The following is a 17,506-nucleotide window of genomic DNA, read 5'->3' on the forward strand; positions in this document are numbered from 1 at the left end:
CCATGGAAGCCGGGCCCAAGCTCGATCCCGAGCGGGAGCAGGCCATCCTCGGCGCCACGCTCGAACTGCTGGCCGAGACCGGTTACGAGGCGCTGCGGCTGGACGCCGTCGCCTCCCGGGCCAAGGCCAGCAAGGCGACCCTGTACCGGCACTGGCCCGGCAAAGCCGAGCTGGTCGTGGACGCCATCCAGTGCTACGAGCAGGACGACCTGTCCAAGGACGCCGACACCGGCACGCTGCGCGGGGACATCCTGGCCACGCTCACCGGGATCCGCGACCTGCTGACCGGGGACCTCGGCCAGCTGATGGCCGGGCTGATGGCCGCCCTGCAGAAGGATCCGGACCTGGCCGCCGCTGTGCGCTCCTCGATGGTCGAGGACAAGCAGCAGGTCACCCAGGGGATGCTGGCCCGGGCGATCGCCCGGGGCGAGCTGCCGGCCGACACCGACCCCACCGTCTTCCCCGAGATCGCCCCGGCGGTCATGTTCATGCGGATCTTCGTCAACGGCCAGCCCGTCGACGATCCGTTCCTGATCCACCTGACGGACAACATCCTCATTCCTCTGATGGTCCGAAGCCGCTAGGCGCGCCGGACCAGCCTTTCCAACAGAAGACTCGCGCGACTCGAGGGGGCCGCGCGCCGATCGAGTGCTGCCGAAAACGGCCTCGGCGTCGAAAGCGAGAAGAAGCGCAATGTCAACCACCACAGAGAGTTTGTCGCCGGCCGGTGCCGGCGCCGAGGTAGAAGGCTCGGTCCTCAATCCGCGCCGCTGGGCCGCCCTGATCGTGATCGCCATCGCCCAGCTGATGATCGTGCTGGACGGCACCATCGTGAACATCGCGCTGCCGACCATGCAGCGCAACCTGCACATCTCCGACGTGAACAAGCAGTGGGTCATCACGGCCTACGCCCTGGCCTTCGGCTCCATGCTGCTGCTCGGCGGCCGGGTCGCGGACTACACCGGCCGCAAGCGGGCCTTCGTCATCGGTCTGCTCGGCTTCGCCGCGGCCTCCGCCCTGGGCGGCGCCGCGACCAACGAGGCCATGCTCTTCGGCGCCCGCGCCGTGCAGGGCGTGTTCGGCGCGCTGATGGCCCCGGCCGCGCTGTCGCTGCTGACCGTCACCTTCACCGAGGAGAAGGAGCGCGCCCGGGCGTTCGGCGTCTACGGCGCCATCGCCGGCGGCGGCACCGCGATCGGCCTGATCATGGGCGGTGTGCTCACCGAGTACGCCTCCTGGCGCTGGACGCTGCTGGTGAACGTGCCGATCGCGATCCTGGCCGCCTTCTTCGCCACCCGCGTGCTGACCGAGAGCAAGGCCGAGGGCAACACCAAGTACGACATCCCCGGCGCGCTGACCTCCACCGCCGGCCTGGCCGCGCTGGTCTACGGCTTCAACAAGGCCAACACCGACGGCTGGGGCTCCACGACCACCCTGAGCCTGCTCGGCGTGGGTGTGCTGCTGCTGGCCGCGTTCCTGGTCATCGAGCTGCGCACCACGCACCCGCTGCTGCCGATGCGCGTCATCCTGGACCGCAACCGCGGCGGCTCCTTCCTCAGCTCTCTGCTGATGGGTGTGGGCATGTTCGGGGTCTTCATCTTCCTGACCTACTACCTGCAGCAGATCCTGGGCTACTCGGCGCTGAAGTCCGGCTTCGCGTTCCTGCCGTTCACCTTCGGCGTGGTCGCCGGCGCCGGCGTGGCGACGCGCTTCCTGCCCCGCATCGGCCCGCGTCTGCTGATGGCCGTCGGCTTCGGGCTGGCCACGGTCGGCATGGTGCTGTTCACCGGCATCGGCGTGAGCACCTCCTACGCCACCCACGTGGTCCCGGCCGAGCTGGTCATGGCCTTCGGCATCGGCCTGTTCTTCGTCCCGCTGTCCTCGACCTCGCTGATCGGGGTCGCCGACCACGACGCCGGCGTGGCCTCGGCGCTGGTGAACACCACGCAGCAGATCGGCGGCGCCCTGGGCACCGCGATGCTGGTGACGTTCGCGACCACCGCGACGACGAACTACTTCGGCTCGCACGCCGCCCACGCCACGAACCAGCAGCTGCTGGTGGCGCAGGCCTCGGTGCACGGCTACGTGACCGCCTTCATCTGGAGCGCCGCGATCCTCGGCGCGGCCACCCTGGTGGTCGCGACGCTGGTCAAGGCCCGCAAGGACGACCTGCCGACCGGCGGCGCGGTCCACATGGGCTGAGCCACGCGGTCGACCAACGGCCCGGGTCCGGCGGAGGAATCCGCCGGACCCGGGCCGTTTTTGTATCAGCGCGGCGGCGGGTCCTCCTCCACCATCCGCGCGAACTCGAACACCGCGGCCTGCCCCGTGCCGATCGTGATGTGCTCCTCGGCGTAGCGCCAGAGCCCCACCCCGCCCTCGCACGGGACCCTCATCTCCGGAACCGCCTCGGTCGTGGTCACGACGCGGTTGTCGGTACGCACCCCGAGGGGCTCGGGGCCGCCCTGCAAGTAGACGACGTACACCATCGCGATCACCGCCTCGACTCCAGCAGACCACGCCGGGCCCGGCTGTGCACGTCGGTCGTCCACTGTTCGCCCGCCGTTCGCGCCCCGGCGGGGCGGGCCGGATCCGCGGGCCGTGAACCATAGACTTGATATCAGAGCTCGTATTCAATGGTTCTCCGAACGGCCGCCCCTTCCGTGTCCTCTCCTACGAAGCAGGTGGAACTTGCGCATCCTCCGCAGCACCCTGGCCGCGGCGCTCGGCGTGGCCCTGAGCCTGACCGCGACTGCGACCGCGTCCGCGACGGCGGCCACCGCCTCCGCCGCTGACGCCGCCCGCCACGCCGACGGCGGCTCGCACCGCTCGCCCCACACCGCCGGCCTGACCTACGCCGCGGCCCCCGCCTCGACGATCCTGTGCGCGAAGGTGGCCGCCAAGGCCGGCTTCTCCTTCAACCGCACCGTGGCGACCTCGGCCGGCCAGGAGCCGCAGATCGTGGTCGCGATCGCGGTGGCGATGGCCGAGTCCAGCTGCGATCCGAGCGCGGTGAACATCAACTCCGGCGGCTCGGAGGACCGCGGCCTGTGGCAGATCAACAACGTCTACCACTCCGAGGTCTCCGACGCCTGCGCCTTCCAGATCCAGTGCAATGCCGACGCCGCCTGGAACATCTCCAACCACGGCACCGACTGGAGCCCGTGGAGCACCTTCAACTCCGGCGCCTGGCGGACCTACCTCGCCGACGCCCAGGCCGCGATCTCCGGCGGCTTCAGCTTCCAGATCGTCAGCTCCGGCGGCGGAACCTGCCTGGACGCCGACGGCTCCAACCATGCGAACGGCGCCCCGGTCTTCCAGTGGGCCTGCAACAGCGGTGACGCCTTCCAGCAGTGGACCGTCGTCTCCAACGTCGGCGCGCTGCCGATCCTGCGCAACGTCGGCTCCGGCACCTGCCTGGACTGGGACGGCACCAAGGTCGGCAACGCGCAGCCGATCTTCCAGTGGAGCTGCGACGCCTCCGACGGGAGCCAGCAGTTCTGGTTCCTCGGCAGCGGCCGGATGAACACCGACGGGCAGGCCCAGGCGCTGATGCAGAACAGTCATGACGGCACGTGCGTGGACGCCGACGGGACGAACCACGCCAACGGCGCGCCGATCTGGCAGTGGACGTGCAACGGGAGCGACAGCTACCAGATGTGGGATTAGACGACGCTATTTCCGGCGGCGGGGCTTGGCTGTCTTGGCTGTCCTGGCGGCCTTGCCCCGACCGCCGGGCTCGGTGCGGTTCGGCCCCGCGTTCGTCTTGGGCTTCGCGTTGCCCTTCGCCCTGTCTTTCGCCTTCTCCTTCGCGGCCGCGGCCGCCGCCGGCGCCCCGCGTCCCCGCGTACTGTTCACGGTCCGCCCCCGCACGATCCCGATGAACTCCTCCACCAGATCGGTCGTCTGGCCCTCGGGCCAGGAAAGCGCGACCTGCGACTGCGGCACGTCGTTGACCGGCCGGTACGCGAGGTCCTTGCGGTGGTGCAGCCGGGCCAGCGACTGCGGCACCAGCAGCAGCCCGACCCCGGCGGCCACCAGCTCGATCGCGTCGGCGGTGGTCTCCGGCCGGGAGATCGCCGGTTGTCCCGGCAGCTTCTCCCACTCCAGGCAGTCGTCCATCGGGTGCTGCACGATGTAGCCGTCCAGCTCCTCGGCCGCGACCTCCTCGGCGGCGGTCAGCTCGTGGTCCTTGGGCACCACGACCACGGTGGTCTCGGCGTAGAGCGGGATGGCGCTGAGCAGGTCCCGGTCCACCGGCAGCCGCACCAGCCCGGCGTCGGCCTCCCCGGCGACCAGGGCCCCGGCCGCCTCCGCCGCCGTCACCGCGACCAGCTCCAGCGGCACCTCCGGCAGTCGTTCGCCCCACGTGCGCACCCACTTCGCCGGCGTCACGCCGGGAACGTAGGCGAGCCGGAAAGTCGGGGAGTCCTGCGTGCCTGTCACCCGGTCAGGGTACCTGCCGAGATCAGCGCCGCCGCGCTCCTCGGTAGGGTTGGACCCATGACGTCGCAGAAGTCCCCCCAGACGATGAAGCCCGCGACCGCGGCGAAGAAGCTGGGCGTATACCTTGAGGCCACCCCGGCGGAGTTCCAGGAAGGGGTCGTCTCCCGCGACGAGCTCGACGCGCTCCAGGCCGAACCGCCGGAGTGGCTGCGCGACCTGCGCCGCGACGGGCCGCACCCGCGTCCCGTGGTCGCCGCGAAACTCGGCGTCTCCATCTCCGGCCTGGCCCGCGGCGGCGTTGAGGAGCCGCTGACCACCGCGCAGATCGACGCGCTGAAGGCCGACCAGCCCGAGTGGCTGCGCACCGAGCGGGCGATCCAGGCCGAGGTGCGCCGCGAGGCGGTGCGGGTGAAGGACAAGCAGGCCCAGGAGAAGAAGAAGGCTGAGAACAAGGCGGCCGAGGAGCGGCGGGCGGCGGCGCGGCCGGCTGCGAAGTCCGGTGCGAAGTCCGGTGCGAAGCCCGGTTCGAAGTCCGGCGCGAAGCCGGGTTCGCGGCGGGGGCGCTGACGCTCCTGAGGCGCTGCCGGTAGGGCTCCGGGCCCCGCCGATGCTGTGAAGGTCCGAACCGCTCGTGCTCCCCACGGAGCGCGGGCGGTTTTCGCATGTCGTCTCAGTGAACTGTCTTCCGGGCTCTGGACAAGCCGAACTCGCGAGAGTAGAAAACAATCCACATCTCTCCGCGAAATTCTGCTAGGGATCTTGTGGTTTCACCGCGACCCCCGCTCGAGAGGACCCCGACCCTGATGGCCCACCTGGACCGCTCTGTCACCCGGCGCACCGCCCTGCGCGCGACCCTCGGCGCCACCGCCGCGGCGGGCTTCGGCCTGCTGCCCCAACTCGCCGCGCCCGCTTCGGCCTCCGCCGCCACCGGGGGCGCTGACCTGTCGTTCATCATCGACTGCGCGGACTGGGACGCCCGGCCGCCGTCGGCGCCGGTGTCGATGCGGGTCGGCACGACACGCAAGATCATCGTGCACCACACGGAGTTCCCGAACGTCACCGACTACTCCCGCGCGCAGGCGGTCCACCTGGCCCAGGAGATCCAGAACCTGCACATGGACACCGACGGCTGGATCGACACCGGTCAGCACTTCACGGTCAGTCGCGGCGGCTACGTCCTGGAGGGCCGCCACCGCAGCCTGGAGGCCCTGGCCGCCGGCACGGAGCAGGTCCAGGGCGCGCACTGCATCGGCGAGAACTCGCAGGGCATCGGGATCGAGAACGAGGGCACGTACTTCACCGAGACGCCGCCGGCGATCCAGTTCCAGTCGCTGATCCACCTGTGCGTCACCATCTGCCAGCAGTACGGCCTGGGCGCGAACAACATCTTCGGGCACTGGGACTACAACGACACGGACTGTCCCGGTGTCGCCTTCTACCGCGAGTTCCCGGCCCTGCGCCGTACCGTCGCGCGGTGCCTGGGGCAGCACACGTTCCCGGACCGCACCTGGCCCGACGTCTACGACGGCAACGCCGGACCGGTGATCCGCGTCGTGCAGTGGCTGCTGCTGAACCAGGGCTACACCGTGCCCACCGACGGCGGCTTCGACCCGACCACCGTCGCCGCGATCCAGGACCTGCAGGGCAAGCTCGGCGCCGTGGTGGCCTCCGACGGCACCGTCACCGATCCCACCTGGGAGGCCCTGGGCGTGCCGATCCGCCAGGGCGACAGCGGGAACGCGGTTCAGGCGCTGCAGTACATCCTGATCAACAAGGGCTACCCGCTCACCCAGAGCGGCGACTTCGACCACGACACGCACAAGGCCGTGCAGGACATGCAGCGGCTGCACAGCCTGGAGCCGAACGGCAAGGTCGACACCGACACGTGGTGCGCGACGGTCGGCGGCATCGTTGCGAACGAGTTCGCGTAGGGGCACCGCCGTGGTCAGCTCGGACTGAGTTCGTCCTCGTCCCACAGCGCGGGCTGGGTTTCGACAGCCCGCGCTGCCGGCTTGCCCACGGCGCGGAAGCTCTCCGTCTCCGCTTCCTGCCCGGCGCCCGCCTTCGGCCGGACCAGGCCGTAAGCCTTCGCGAACTCGCGCACTGTGTTCGTGATCCGCTCCTGGTACCACGACGGCACGTAGGAACCGCCGCGATAGAGCGCGCGGTAGCGAGGCACCAGGCGCGGATAGGTGGCCTGCAGCCACTCGTAGTACCACTCGCGGGCGCCGGTCCGCAGATGCAGCACGATCGGCGTCACCGACCGGGCCCCGGCGTCCGCGATCGCCGCGACGGTGGCGCGCAACTGCTCCGGCGAATCGGTGAGGAACGGCAGGATCGGCGCCATCAGCACCGAGCACCCGAGGCCGGCCTCGGCCAGCGTGCGGACGGCGTCCAGGCGGCGCGCGGGACTCGGCGTCCCGGGCTCGACGGTCCGCCACACGTCCTCGTCCAGCGACCCGATCGACATCGCCAGGTTCACCGGCACGTCCCGCGCGGCGGCCTCGAGCAGCGGCAGGTCACGCAACATCAGCGTGCCCTTGGTCAGGATGGAGAACGGGGTCCCCGACCCGGCCAACGCCCCGATGATCTCCGGCATCAGCCGATACCGCCCCTCGGCCCGCTGATAGCAGTCCACATTGGTCCCCATCGCCACCGGCTCCCGCTGCCAGGACGGCCGCGCCAACTCCCGCCGCAGTACCTCCGGCGCGTTCACCTTGACGACGATGCGCGTGTCGAAGTCGAGCCCGGCATCGAAGTCCAGGTACGTGTGCGTCTGCCGCGCGAAGCAGTAGACGCAGCGATGGCCGCACCCCCGGTAGGGATTGATCGTCCACCCGAACATCGGCGAGGCTCCCGGCACCTTGTTCAGCACCGACTTGGCGCGCACCTCGTAGAACGTGGCGCCCCGGAACCCCGGCGTGTCGAAGGTGCGCACGACGGTGTCGGACGCCGCGAACAGGCCCGGCTGCACGGGGCCGGAGCCGGGGTCGGGCCCGCCGGCGTCCGCCGCGTCGGTGTTTCCGCTGATCAGCTGGCCGGACCATCTCATGGGAGCCACTATAGAACGGATGTTCGATCGATGCGCAAGGGCGGGTGGTCCGGAGTCACGTCCTGGTCGCTGGTTCGCCGGCAGTGATGAGACGACCTCGTGATCTCGCGCTGCCAGGATGGTCCGGTGACCGAGACGAGCGCCGAAGCTCCCCGGAGCGCCCTGCTGCGCCGGGGATTCCTGCTGGAGTACGCGACGCTGGTGTGGAACGTGATCGGAATCGTGGTCCTGGCGGTCGCGGCGATCGGCGCGCGGTCGGTGGCGCTGGCCGGGTTCGGCCTGGACTCCCTGATCGAGATCGGTGCTTCCAGCGTGGTGATCTGGGAGTTGTCCGGCACCGGCGAGGATCGGCAGCGGCGCGCGCTGCGGCTGATCGGCGTGGGGTTCGCCGCCTTGGCCGGCTATCTGTTCGTCCAGTCCGTCTGGGTGTTGGTCGTGGGGTTCCACCCGCATCACTCGGTGCTGGGGATCGTCTGGACCGCGATCACTGCCGCTTTCATGGTCGGTCTCGCGTTGGGCAAGGCGCGTACCGGCGCCGCTTTGGACAACCCGGTGTTGAAGACCGAGGGCCGGGTCACCCTGATCGACGGCTTGCTGGCCGCGGCGGTCATGCTCGGGCTGGTGCTCAACGCGGCGCTGGGTTGGTGGTGGGCCGATCCGGTGGCCGGGTTCGTGCTTGTCTACTACGCGGTGCGCGAGGTGAGGGAAATCTTCTTCGGCGCGCACTGAGCGCTCGTGGACGTTCCCGCCCGCGGCGCGCGCCGGTAGTGACGGTCACCACCTTGACACATACTGAATCCAGCGATGGAACAGCCCCCCGACCGCACCGTGCACTGGCAGCCGGACTTCCCGGTGAACGCCCGGCTGACCCTGGCGAGCCTGCGCCACGGGGCGCACGACCCAGCCCACCGCGTCGAGCCCGACGGCACGCTGTGGCGCGCCGCGCTGACCGCCACCGGCCCGGTCACCTACCGCATCCGCCAGCAACGACTGGACGATCTGCTCATCCAGGCCTGGGGGCCGGGCGCGGCCGAACTCGCCGAGTCCGTCCGCGACGAACTCGGTGCCGGCGACCGTCCCGAGGAGTTCGAGCCGGCGCATCCGCTGCTGCGGGAGGCGCAGCGGCGCCTGGTCGGGCTGCGGGTCCCGGCCACGCGGCGGGTGTTCGAAGCCGTCGTGCCGGCTGTGCTCGAGCAGCGGGTCGTCGGGCTGGACGCCGTCGCAGGGTGGACCCGGCTGGTCCGCATCCACGGCAGCCCCGCGCCCGCGCCCGGTCCGGCGCCGGCCGGGATGATCGTTCCCCCGCCACCGGCGGTGTGGCAGCGGATCCCCAGTTGGGACTGGCGGCAGGCGGGCATCGACCTGCAGCGCTCGCGCACCGTCACCCTCGCCGCGCGGCACGCGGCGCGCCTGGACCGGGCCGCCGCCGACCCCGCGGCGGCCTACCGCCTGCTGGCCGCGCTGCCCGGCATCGGGGCCTGGACCGCCGCCCAAGTCGGGCACCGCGCTCTCGGCGACGCCGACGCCCTGCCCGTCGGCGACTACCACCTCGGCCGCATGACCGGCGTCGCCCTGCTGGGCCGCCCGCTTGCGGACGACGAAGTCGAGGACTACTACGAGCAGTGGCGCCCGCACCGCTACCGCGTCGTCCGGCTCCTCGAACTCACGCCCGGAGCCGCGCCCCGTCGTGCGCCGCGCGCACCCAGGAACCGGCCGCTGCGCTGAGCGGCCGGGCCGCACTATCCTCGTCCACCATGTCCAGCCTCCTGATCGTCCTGCGCGGCCCCTCCGGATCCGGCAAGAGCCGCACCGCCACCGCGCTGCGCGAGCGCTACGGCCGCGGGCTGGCGATCGTCCGGCAGGACGTGGTCCGGCGCGACATCCTGCGGGAGCGGGACCTGGCCGGGGCGGTGAACGTCGGGCTCATCGACTCCATGGCCCGCCACATCCTGGCCCAGGGTGTGCCCTGCGTGGTGGAGGGCATCATGCACGCCGAACGCTACGGCGCCATGCTCACCGCGCTGCTGGCCGACCACGCCGGCGCCGCGCACTCCTACTACTTCGACATCCCCTTCGACGTGACCGTCGAGCGGCACTTCACCAAGCCGAACCACGGCGACTGGACCGTCGAAGACATGCGCGGCTGGTACGTCGAGGGCGATGTACTGCCCGGCGGAGTGGACCGCGTCATCGGGCCGGAGAGTACGGAGCAGGACACTGTCGAGCGCATCGTCGCGGAGACCGGCCTGCTCGCCGCAGACCGGCCGCTGCATCCCAGCCTCACGGACGCTCCTTAACAGTCTTACTGCCCGGGGCCCTGGGACGCCGTCAGATGCGCGAACACCACGACGTTCCCCCTGTACTCATAGTGCTTCTTGTCGAAGCCCGCCCCGCACGTGATGACGCGCAGTTCGGCGCGCGTTGAGTCGCCGTACACCTTGTCGTTCGGGAACGCTCGCGCGTCGTAGGCCTCGACGGCGTCGACCGTGAACACCGCCGTCACCCCGTCGGCGCGGTCGACGTCCACCTCCGCGCCTTTCTTCAGCGTGCCGAGGTTGAAGAACACCGCGGGGCCCTGGCTGTTGTCGACGTGTCCTGCGATCACCGCCGTGCCGATCGTGCCGGGGGAGGCCCCGTCGCCGTACCAGCCGGCGAGGTTCCGGTTCTGCTCCGGCGGTGCGGCCAGGGTGCCGGTGGAGTCCAGGGCCAGCGACACCAGCGGCGCGTTGACGTTGATCGCCGGGATGCGCACCCGGGTCGGGGCGGCGGATCCGAGGATCGGCGGGAGGTCCAGTGGCTGGAGCTTGCCGGCGGCCGGGGCGGGCTGCGCGTCCGCGGCGGCCGGGGCCTGGGCCGGGCTCGCGGTCTTGCCGAAGCCCTGCGCGGCGGTCGGCTGCGGCGGGGGAGCCGGGGTGTGCAGGCTGTCGGCCACCATCACGATGCCGACGCACAGTCCGAGCGACACCAGCGAGGCTGTCACCACGCCGCGCGCCGAGATCCCGAGCCGAGTCTTGTCCGCGTCCTTCATGGTGCGCCCTTCGTGGTGTCCGGGAAATCAAGATTTCGAGCGGTCAAAAGAAACCCCGGCCCCAGCGCGCCCCGACCCGAGAACACGGGGCGCGCTCGACCAGGAGGTTCGTGCCGATCGGCACGGTCGTTGGTTCGCCGACGGGGCGGCGGTAACGGCGGTCACGGCGGAGCGGACAGCGCCGTGCGCAGGCTCAGCTCTCGCTGCCCGCGCGGCGGCGGCGCAGCGCCAGCGCGCCGGCCCCGGCCGCGCCCAGCATGCCCATGCCGGCGGCCATCTCGCCGCCGTTCGCACCCTGGCTGGTGCTGCCCACGCCGGTGTGCATCGCACCGTGCGGGTGGCGGCGCATGTGGCGGTGGTCCATGTCCTTGCACGCCCGGACGGCTTCCCAGACCGCGGACTTGGCCTCGATCATCAGGTCGGAGACCTTCTGGTCGTCGGCGGTGCCGTGGTGGTCGCCGTCGGCGCTCGGGTCGTCGGCGGTGCCGTGCTGGTCGCCGTCGGCGCTCTGCTCCCCGGCGGTGCCGTGCTGGTCGCCGTCGGCGCTCTGCTCCCCGGCGGTGCCGTGGTGGTCGCCGTCTGCGTCCTGGTTCTTCAGATCGTCGACCGCCCTCTCGTAGTCGTGCCGCGCCTTCTGCGCGTCGGCGATCGCCGACTGGCAGGTGCCCCTGTCGTGGTCGTCGTGCGTGGCCGTCGCCGCGCTGGCCGCCGGGGCGGCGATGACCATGCCCGCGGTCAGCAACGCGGCGGCGGTCACGGTGGTCTTGATGGAGCGCATCTGTCAGCCCTTTCGTTCACGGGCCGCGGCGCCTGGTGCGTCGCTGCTGGAGCCCCGTGTCACGAAAGAGGCAATAGCCGCTATCCGGGCGGATGATGCGTGAAGTCTGATGATCGAACTCATCGATGCTCCCTCGCGGCGACCTCGAAGTCGCAGGTCAGGGCTCGAGTTCAGGGGATCTTAAGGTTCGGGGATGTTGGCAGCCGAACGGGTGAGGCCGCGATCAGGACTTTCGCAACTGCCGGAAGAACGCCCGGATGTCGCCGACCAACAGCTCCGGCGCCTCCATCGCCGCGAAGTGCCCGCCCCGGTCGAACTCGGTCCAGCGGACCAGATTGTTGCTCCGTTCGGCGATGTGTCGCAGGACGATGAAGTTCTCGGCCGGGAAGCACGCCAGCCCCGTCGGCGTCCGCGACGGCTCCGGCGCCGAGCCCCAGTACGGCGCGTGCGCACGCTCGTAGTAGATCCGCGCCGAGGACCCCGCCGTCGCGGTGAGCCAGTACAGCATCACGTTCGTCAGCAGGTGGTCGCGATCGACGGCGTCCTCGGGCCGGTCCCGGGAGTCGGTCCACTCCTTGAACTTCTCCGCGATCCAGGCCAGCTGCCCGACCGGCGAGTCGGTCAGCGCGTAGGAGAGCGTCTGCGGCCGGGTGGACTGCAGATCGGCGTAGCCCTGCTGCTCCTTCAGCCACGCCTTCGTGCGCGCCCACGAGGCCAGCGTCCGCTCCTGCTCGGCCGGGCTCAGCGCGGCCAGTTCCTCGGCCGTGGGCTCCGATGAGGCCGCCGCGCCGGGGATGAGATTCAGGTGTACCCCGAAGACCTGCTCCGGGAACAGCCGCCCCAGCTCCCGCGAGATCGCCGACCCCCAGTCCCCGCCCTGTGCGCCGTACCGCTCGTAGCCCAGGCGCCGCATCAGTTCGGCGAACGCGCGCGCCACCCGCAGGTGGTCCCAGCCGGTCTCGCGCGTGGGCCCGGAGAACCCGAACCCGGGGATGCTCGGCAGCACCAGGTGGAAGGCGTCCGCCGGATCGCCGCCGTGCGCGCGCGGGTCGGTGAGCGGCCCCGCGATGTGTTCGAACTCGGCGAAGGAACCGGGCCAGCCGTGCGTGATGATCAGCGGCGTGGCGTCCGGTTCCGGCGAGCGGATGTGTGCGAAGTGCACCGTCGCGCCGTCGATCGTGGTCAGGAACTGCGGCCACTGGTTCAGCCGCGCCTCGGCGGCCCGCCAGTCGTACTCGTGCCGCCAGTAGCGCACCAGCTCGCGCAGGTAGTCGCGGGGCACGCCGTAGGCCCAGCCGACCCCCGGCAGCTCGTCCGGCCACCGCGTGCGGTCCAGCCTGGCGCGGAGGTCGTCCAGGTCGGCCTCGGGGATCGCGATGCGGAACGGCTGCGGGGGTTGCGAGGGCTGCGGGGAATCGTCGACGGGTGCCACGCCTTCGAAGCATAGTCGCGCCGATCATCGGAGGATCGACGCGGACGATCATGAGAGAGGGGCGGGACATGGCCAAGACGGTCGTCTTCCACGAATACGGCGGTCCGCCGCGGTCTGGATGCCCTACCTGACCGCCTACAGCGCCCTGATCGAGACCGCCGGTCTGCTGCCCGGCGACACCATCGCCCTGAACGCCGCCTCCAGCAGCGCCGGCCTGGCCGCCATCGACGTCGCGAACTACCTCGGCCTGCGCCCGATCGCCCTGACCCGCACCGCGGAGAAGAGGGACGCCCTGCTCAAGCAGGGTGCTGCCGAGGTCGTCGTGACCGACGAGCAGGACACGCTCGACCGGTTGCGCGGCGCGACCGGCGGCCGGGGCGTCGAGCTGATCCTGGACGCGGTCGCCGGTCCCGGTGTCACCGACCTGGCGCGCGCCGTCGCGCCCGGCGGCACGCTGCTCGTCTACGGCGGCCTCAGCGGCGAGCGCACGCCCTACCCCGGTCTGACCCTCGGACTGCCCGCGCTGAACATGCGCAGCTTCACCCCGCAGGTCGGGAAGATCGTCCTGACTGTCGGCGGATAACCTCAGAGCCATGATCGATATGACCAGGGTCCTGGCGGACACCCCGGGCGCCGCGGGACGGATCTTCCTGAACAGCGCCGGCAGCTCGCTCATGCCCGCACCGGTCCTCGCCGAGGTGCTCGGCCACCTGCGCCGCGAGACCGAGATCGGCGGCTACGAGGCCGCCGACGAACGCGAAGCCGACCGCGAGGCCGGCTACGGCGTCTTCGCCGAGCTGCTCGGCTGCCGCCCCGACCAGGTCGCCTTCACCGACAGCGCGACCCGCTCCTGGCTGGCCGCGCTGGACGCGGTCCCGCTGGCCGCCGGCGACCGGATCCTGGTCGGCGAGGTCGAATACGGCGGCAACGCCATCGCGCTCCTGATGCGCGCCCAGGCCGTCGGCGCCACGGTCGAGGTGGTGCCCAGCGACGCCGACGGCACGTTCTCCGACGAAGCCCTGAAGGCCATGCTCGACGAGCGCGTCAAGCTGGTGTCGGTCGTGCACGTCCCCACCAACGGCGGCATCATCGCCGACGTGCGCCGCATCAGCGACACCGTGCACGCGAACTCCGACGCCCTGGTCCTGCTCGACGCCTGCCAGGCCGTCGGCCAGCTCGCCGTGGACGCCGAGGCCCTGGACGCCGACATCCTCACCGGCACCGGCCGCAAGTGGCTGCGCGCCCCGCGCGGCACCGGCTTCCTGGTGGTCCGCGACCGCGCGAAGGCGATCCTGCGGCCCAAGCTCGCCGACCTGCAGGGCGGCACCTGGACCGGCCCCGACAGCTACGTCCTGCGCGACGACGCGCGGGTGTACGAGCTCTGGGAGTGCGACAACGCCGGCCGCCTCGGCCTGATCGCCGCCGCCCGCTATCTGCTGGAGCTCGGCCCCGCCGCGGTGGAGCACGAGGTCACGCGGCGCGGCGCGCACCTGCGCGCGGCGCTGGCCGAGATCCCCGGCGTCACCGTGCACGACCTCGGCGCGCGCAAGAGCGGCCTGGTCACCTTCAGCGTCGCCGGCAAGGCGGCGGCGGACGTGCAGGCCGCGCTGGCCCGGCGGGACATCGCGGTGAGCGTCAGCCACCGGTCCTCGACGGTCTACGACATGACCAGGCGCGGGCTGAGCGAGATCGTGCGCGCCTCGCCGCACTACTTCGTGACCGAGGCGCAGCTCGACGTGGCGGCCGGGGCGGTGGCGGAGCTGGCGCGGGAGGGCGGGGTCTAGGTGTCCATCCAGGTCGCGTCTTAGAACCTAGGCGACCGGGGCCGAGGCGGCGGCCTTCTCCGCCGCGCGCACGAACGCCACCACCGTGCGCGACGTCGCCTGCTGCGGCCAGGCCAGCGAGAACTCCGAGTCCGGCACGTCCGCCACCGCCCGGTAGGCGATCTCAGGCCTCGGATACCTGCGCGTCACCGACCGCGGGAGGAAGGCGACCATGCTGCCGACCTCGACCAGCCGCAGGATCTCGGTCAGGTCGGCCACCGTGTGGCGGCGGGAGGGCCGGGCGGATGTCCGAGCAGAGCCGGGCTCGGCAGGGAACTGATCCGCCGGCCGGCCGCCCGGCAGCACATACCCGGCCAGATCGGCCAGGCGCAGCGGGTCCAGCGCCGCGAGCGGGTCCGCGGCCGCCAGGGCCAGCAGAGTCGGCTCGGCGGCCAGCGGCTCGGCGTCCAGTCCGGCCGCGTCGTACGGGGCCGGCACGATCGCCGCGTCCGCCCGGCCGTCGCGCAGCGCCTGCGCCTGCTCGCCGATGCCGACCAGCACCAGCTCCACCTCGCAGGCCTCGGGTTCCCCGGCGAACGCGGCCAGGATCGCGGGGAGCAGCCCGGCGTCCAGGTCCGCCTTCAGCGCGACGCGCAGGGTCGGCGAGGGCGCCGCGGCGTGCCGGGTCCGGCGTTCGGCGGCGGCGACCGCGTCCAGCGCGGTCCGGGCGTCGCGCAGCAGCACCTCGCCGGCCGGGGTCAGCTCGACCCGGCGGGTGGTGCGGGTCAGGAGCCGTACGCCGAGCTGGTCCTCCAACTGCTGGACCGCTCGCGACAGCGGGGGCTGCGTCATGCGCAGCCGCTCGGCCGCACGCCCGAAGTGCCGCTCCTCGGCGACCGCGACGAAGTACTCCAGGCGCCGCAGGTCCAGGCCATTCATGCCACCACGGTATCAATCGCTGCCGGATCGGACCTTCAGCCCTGGACGCCAGCCGCGTTGACTGGAGACCGCGTCAAGATCCCGTACCTCCCTGAAAGCTCGAAAGATCGTAAGCCCGAAAGCCCGAAAGGCGGACCTCCCGCGATGATCGTCGTCACCACCCCCACCGGCCAGATCGGGCGCCGGGTCGTCGACCTGCTGCTGGCGGCCCCGGAACCGGCGGCCGTCCGGGTCGTCACCCGCGATCCGGACGCGCTGGACCCCGGGGTCCGCGACCGGGTCCAGGCCGTCGCCGGCTCCCACCGCGACCCCGCGGTGCTGCGCGAGGCCTTCGACGGCGCTGACTCGGTCTTCTGGCTCGTCCCGCCGGACCCCCGCACCCCCGGCACCGCGACCGAGCACTATCTCGCCTTCACCGACCCGGCGTGCGAGGCGCTGCGGCGGCACCGGGTCCGCCGGGTCGTGGCCGTCACCAGCCTCGGCCACGGCTACCCGCACGACGCCGGCACCCTGTCCGCCGCCTTCGCCATGGACGCCGCCTTCGGCCGCACCGGCGTCGGCTACCGCGGCCTGGCCGCCCCGTTCTTCCTGGAGAACCTGCTCGGCCAGGCCGCCGCCATCCGCGACCGCGGCGAGTTCACGATGGCCCTGGACGCCGCCCGGCCGCTGGCCGCCGTCGCCGTCGACGACATCGCCACCCTCGCGGCCGAGCTGCTGCTCGACCCCGCCTGGAGCGACCAGGCCATGGTGCCGGTGAGCAGCCCAGAGGACCTCACCCCCGACCAGCTGTCCGCGGTCATGGCGCAGGTCCTGGGCAGCCCGGTGCGCTACCGGCAGAGCAGCGTCGAGGACTTCCATGCCATGCTGCTCGGCCACGGCGTCGCCGCGGGCTGGGCCCGGGACGTCGCCACCATGGTGCGCGCCCAGAACGCCGGCATCTACGACGCCGAACGCCACCTCCCGCCGCGCCTGTCACAGCCCACTCGCCTGTCGCAGCCCACTGACTTCCGCACCTGGTGCCAGCGCCGTCTGGAGCCCGTCTGGAGGAAACCTGAAGCGGGGGCGTAGACCCTGGAAACATGACCGTAACCGCGACCGAGACGACGACGGCACCGGCCCCGCGCGGACGGGTCCGCATCGCGATCGTGAGCCCTGACATCCTGGCCCGCATCCGCCAGGAGTTCGCCAGCAAGGGCCTGTCGGTGAGCATCGACCGCCTGCCCGCGCTGGAGCTCACCGTCGAACCCGGCCCCGGTGCCCCGCCGGCCGCGGCGGCCCTGGCCGACGTCCTGAGCCGGCTGGCGGGCCCGGCCGCGCACAAGGGCCCGGCGGCCAGCGCGCACTACCAGCTGACCCTGGTCGCCGAGCCCGCGCGCCCCGAGCCCGCGCCGAGCCGCTCGGACCACCCCCGGCACCCGCCGACGGCCCCCGACCACCGCCGCCCGCCGCGCCCCCGCGCGCACAACCTCTCCCCGCGCGAAGCCGAGGTCATGACCTGCATCAGCCGCGGCATGCCGAATGCCGCCATCGCTGAGCGCATGGCCCTGAGCCAGAAGACGGTCAAGAACCACGTCAACCACATCTTCGCCAAGCTCGGCGCGCGCAGCCGCGTCGAGGCGGTGCTGATGTGGCAGGGGCGCGAGACCGCCGCGGCGTGAGGGGCGCGGGGACGGGTGCGGAGGCGGCGCGGCCCTACTGAGCGGCGTCGATCTCGGCGGCCCGCAACCGCACGATGTCGTCGAGCACATCGTCCGGGACCGGCTGCCCGACGCTGAACCGGATCGTCCCGCTCGACAGCGAGAAACCGGGCAGTCGCTCGGCGACCTGCGCGACCACCTTCCCGCTGAACGGATACAGCGCGAGATGCTTCGCGGTCTGCATGGTCGCCATCAGCCCTTTGCCCTGATACAGCAGCGCCGGCATCCCGTAGCTGCGCCCCTCGACCACGTCGGGGACCAGCTTCAGCGCCCGGCGGCGCATACCCTCGAACAGCTCGCCGACATCCGGCGGCAAGGTCGCGTAGTAGTCACTGACTTCGCCCACTTTGCCGAGGCTAGTGCGTGCGGCG

General features: G+C 71.8%; 19 protein-coding genes and 1 pseudogene. 12 read left to right on the forward strand and 8 right to left on the reverse strand.

Annotation, left to right across the window (positions count from 1 at the left end; translation table 11 throughout):
• The first annotated feature begins 2 nt into the window (after nucleotides 1–2).
• Together ABH926_RS14370 and ABH926_RS14375 are read left to right on the forward strand one after the other, a co-directional pair.
• A complete protein-coding gene (locus ABH926_RS14370; RefSeq protein ID WP_370366019.1) occupies nucleotides 3–584 on the forward strand; it encodes a TetR/AcrR family transcriptional regulator in 582 nt (193 codons plus the stop codon).
• A gap of 109 nt (nucleotides 585–693) precedes the next feature.
• Nucleotides 694–2,202, forward strand: a complete 1,509-nt coding sequence (locus tag ABH926_RS14375) for an MFS transporter (RefSeq protein WP_370366020.1) — start codon at nucleotides 694–696, stop codon at nucleotides 2,200–2,202.
• Between the two features lie 65 nt (nucleotides 2,203–2,267).
• On the opposite strand, the gene ABH926_RS14380 is transcribed toward ABH926_RS14375, so the two are convergent.
• Nucleotides 2,268–2,552 carry a hypothetical protein gene (locus ABH926_RS14380; protein WP_370366022.1) on the reverse strand — a complete coding sequence of 95 codons (285 nt, stop codon included), beginning with the start codon at nucleotides 2,550–2,552 and terminating at the stop codon, nucleotides 2,268–2,270.
• Between the two features lie 139 nt (nucleotides 2,553–2,691).
• Between ABH926_RS14380 and ABH926_RS14385 the strand changes: the two genes are divergently transcribed.
• Nucleotides 2,692–3,669, forward strand: coding sequence for an RICIN domain-containing protein (locus ABH926_RS14385; protein ID WP_370366023.1), 978 nt, complete (start codon nucleotides 2,692–2,694; stop codon nucleotides 3,667–3,669).
• A gap of 6 nt (nucleotides 3,670–3,675) precedes the next feature.
• Here the strand turns inward: ABH926_RS14385 and ABH926_RS14390 are convergent, their stop codons facing one another.
• Complete coding sequence (locus ABH926_RS14390; RefSeq protein WP_370366024.1) at nucleotides 3,676–4,446, reverse strand: LysR family transcriptional regulator substrate-binding protein; 771 nt, start codon at nucleotides 4,444–4,446, stop codon at nucleotides 3,676–3,678.
• A 57-nt stretch (nucleotides 4,447–4,503) separates the two neighbouring features.
• On the opposite strand from ABH926_RS14390, the pseudogene ABH926_RS14395 reads away from it, so the two are divergent.
• Together ABH926_RS14395 and ABH926_RS14400 are read left to right on the forward strand one after the other, a co-directional pair.
• A pseudogene (locus ABH926_RS14395) lies at nucleotides 4,504–4,893 on the forward strand (DUF5997 family protein); the annotation flags it as partial.
• Nucleotides 4,894–5,249: 356 nt separating this feature from the next.
• Entirely contained in the window at nucleotides 5,250–6,377 is a 1,128-nt protein-coding gene (locus ABH926_RS14400; RefSeq protein ID WP_370366025.1) for an N-acetylmuramoyl-L-alanine amidase, read from the forward strand.
• A 14-nt stretch (nucleotides 6,378–6,391) separates the two neighbouring features.
• On the opposite strand, the gene ABH926_RS14405 is transcribed toward ABH926_RS14400, so the two are convergent.
• Nucleotides 6,392–7,498 carry an Rv2578c family radical SAM protein gene (locus tag ABH926_RS14405; protein WP_370366026.1) on the reverse strand — a complete coding sequence of 369 codons (1,107 nt, stop codon included), beginning with the start codon at nucleotides 7,496–7,498 and terminating at the stop codon, nucleotides 6,392–6,394.
• 126 nt (nucleotides 7,499–7,624) lie between these two features.
• Here ABH926_RS14405 and ABH926_RS14410 point away from each other — a divergent pair, with 126 nt between their 5' ends.
• The 3 genes from ABH926_RS14410 (at nucleotide 7,625) to ABH926_RS14420 (ending at nucleotide 9,795) form a co-directional block, all read left to right on the forward strand.
• On the forward strand, nucleotides 7,625–8,227 hold the full coding sequence (locus ABH926_RS14410; RefSeq protein WP_370366027.1) for a cation transporter: 603 nt from the start codon (nucleotides 7,625–7,627) through the stop codon (nucleotides 8,225–8,227).
• Nucleotides 8,228–8,302: 75 nt separating this feature from the next.
• Nucleotides 8,303–9,223, forward strand: coding sequence for a DNA-3-methyladenine glycosylase (locus tag ABH926_RS14415; RefSeq protein ID WP_370366028.1), 921 nt, complete (start codon nucleotides 8,303–8,305; stop codon nucleotides 9,221–9,223).
• Nucleotides 9,224–9,252: 29 nt separating this feature from the next.
• Nucleotides 9,253–9,795, forward strand: a complete 543-nt coding sequence (locus ABH926_RS14420) for an AAA family ATPase (protein WP_370366029.1) — start codon at nucleotides 9,253–9,255, stop codon at nucleotides 9,793–9,795.
• Nucleotides 9,796–9,800: 5 nt separating this feature from the next.
• Here the strand turns inward: ABH926_RS14420 and ABH926_RS14425 are convergent, their stop codons facing one another.
• From ABH926_RS14425 to ABH926_RS14435, 3 genes are all read right to left on the reverse strand, one after another.
• A complete protein-coding gene (locus tag ABH926_RS14425; RefSeq protein WP_370366030.1) occupies nucleotides 9,801–10,526 on the reverse strand; it encodes a class F sortase in 726 nt (241 codons plus the stop codon).
• Nucleotides 10,527–10,719: 193 nt separating this feature from the next.
• Entirely contained in the window at nucleotides 10,720–11,304 is a 585-nt protein-coding gene (locus tag ABH926_RS14430; protein WP_370366031.1) for a hypothetical protein, read from the reverse strand.
• A gap of 223 nt (nucleotides 11,305–11,527) precedes the next feature.
• A complete protein-coding gene (locus ABH926_RS14435; protein ID WP_370366032.1) occupies nucleotides 11,528–12,736 on the reverse strand; it encodes an epoxide hydrolase family protein in 1,209 nt (402 codons plus the stop codon).
• A gap of 118 nt (nucleotides 12,737–12,854) precedes the next feature.
• Between ABH926_RS14435 and ABH926_RS14440 the strand changes: the two genes are divergently transcribed.
• On the forward strand, nucleotides 12,855–13,319 hold the full coding sequence (locus ABH926_RS14440; RefSeq protein ID WP_370366033.1) for a zinc-binding dehydrogenase: 465 nt from the start codon (nucleotides 12,855–12,857) through the stop codon (nucleotides 13,317–13,319).
• Between the two features lie 10 nt (nucleotides 13,320–13,329).
• Complete coding sequence (locus ABH926_RS14445; protein WP_370366034.1) at nucleotides 13,330–14,520, forward strand: aminotransferase class V-fold PLP-dependent enzyme; 1,191 nt, start codon at nucleotides 13,330–13,332, stop codon at nucleotides 14,518–14,520.
• A gap of 27 nt (nucleotides 14,521–14,547) precedes the next feature.
• On the opposite strand, the gene ABH926_RS14450 is transcribed toward ABH926_RS14445, so the two are convergent.
• Nucleotides 14,548–15,438, reverse strand: a complete 891-nt coding sequence (locus tag ABH926_RS14450) for a LysR family transcriptional regulator (protein ID WP_370366035.1) — start codon at nucleotides 15,436–15,438, stop codon at nucleotides 14,548–14,550.
• 144 nt (nucleotides 15,439–15,582) lie between these two features.
• On the opposite strand from ABH926_RS14450, the gene ABH926_RS14455 reads away from it, so the two are divergent.
• Both ABH926_RS14455 and ABH926_RS14460 read left to right on the forward strand, forming a co-directional pair.
• Nucleotides 15,583–16,506, forward strand: coding sequence for an NAD(P)H-binding protein (locus tag ABH926_RS14455; RefSeq protein ID WP_370366036.1), 924 nt, complete (start codon nucleotides 15,583–15,585; stop codon nucleotides 16,504–16,506).
• An 11-nt stretch (nucleotides 16,507–16,517) separates the two neighbouring features.
• A complete protein-coding gene (locus tag ABH926_RS14460) occupies nucleotides 16,518–17,096 on the forward strand; it encodes a LuxR C-terminal-related transcriptional regulator (RefSeq protein WP_370366037.1) in 579 nt (192 codons plus the stop codon).
• 34 nt (nucleotides 17,097–17,130) lie between these two features.
• On the opposite strand, the gene ABH926_RS14465 is transcribed toward ABH926_RS14460, so the two are convergent.
• Nucleotides 17,131–17,481, reverse strand: a complete 351-nt coding sequence (locus tag ABH926_RS14465; protein ID WP_370366038.1) for an iron chaperone — start codon at nucleotides 17,479–17,481, stop codon at nucleotides 17,131–17,133.
• Nucleotides 17,482–17,506: the final 25 nt, after the last annotated feature.

Source organism: Catenulispora sp. GP43 (assembly GCF_041260665.1).
Taxonomy (GTDB): domain Bacteria; phylum Actinomycetota; class Actinomycetes; order Streptomycetales; family Catenulisporaceae; genus Catenulispora.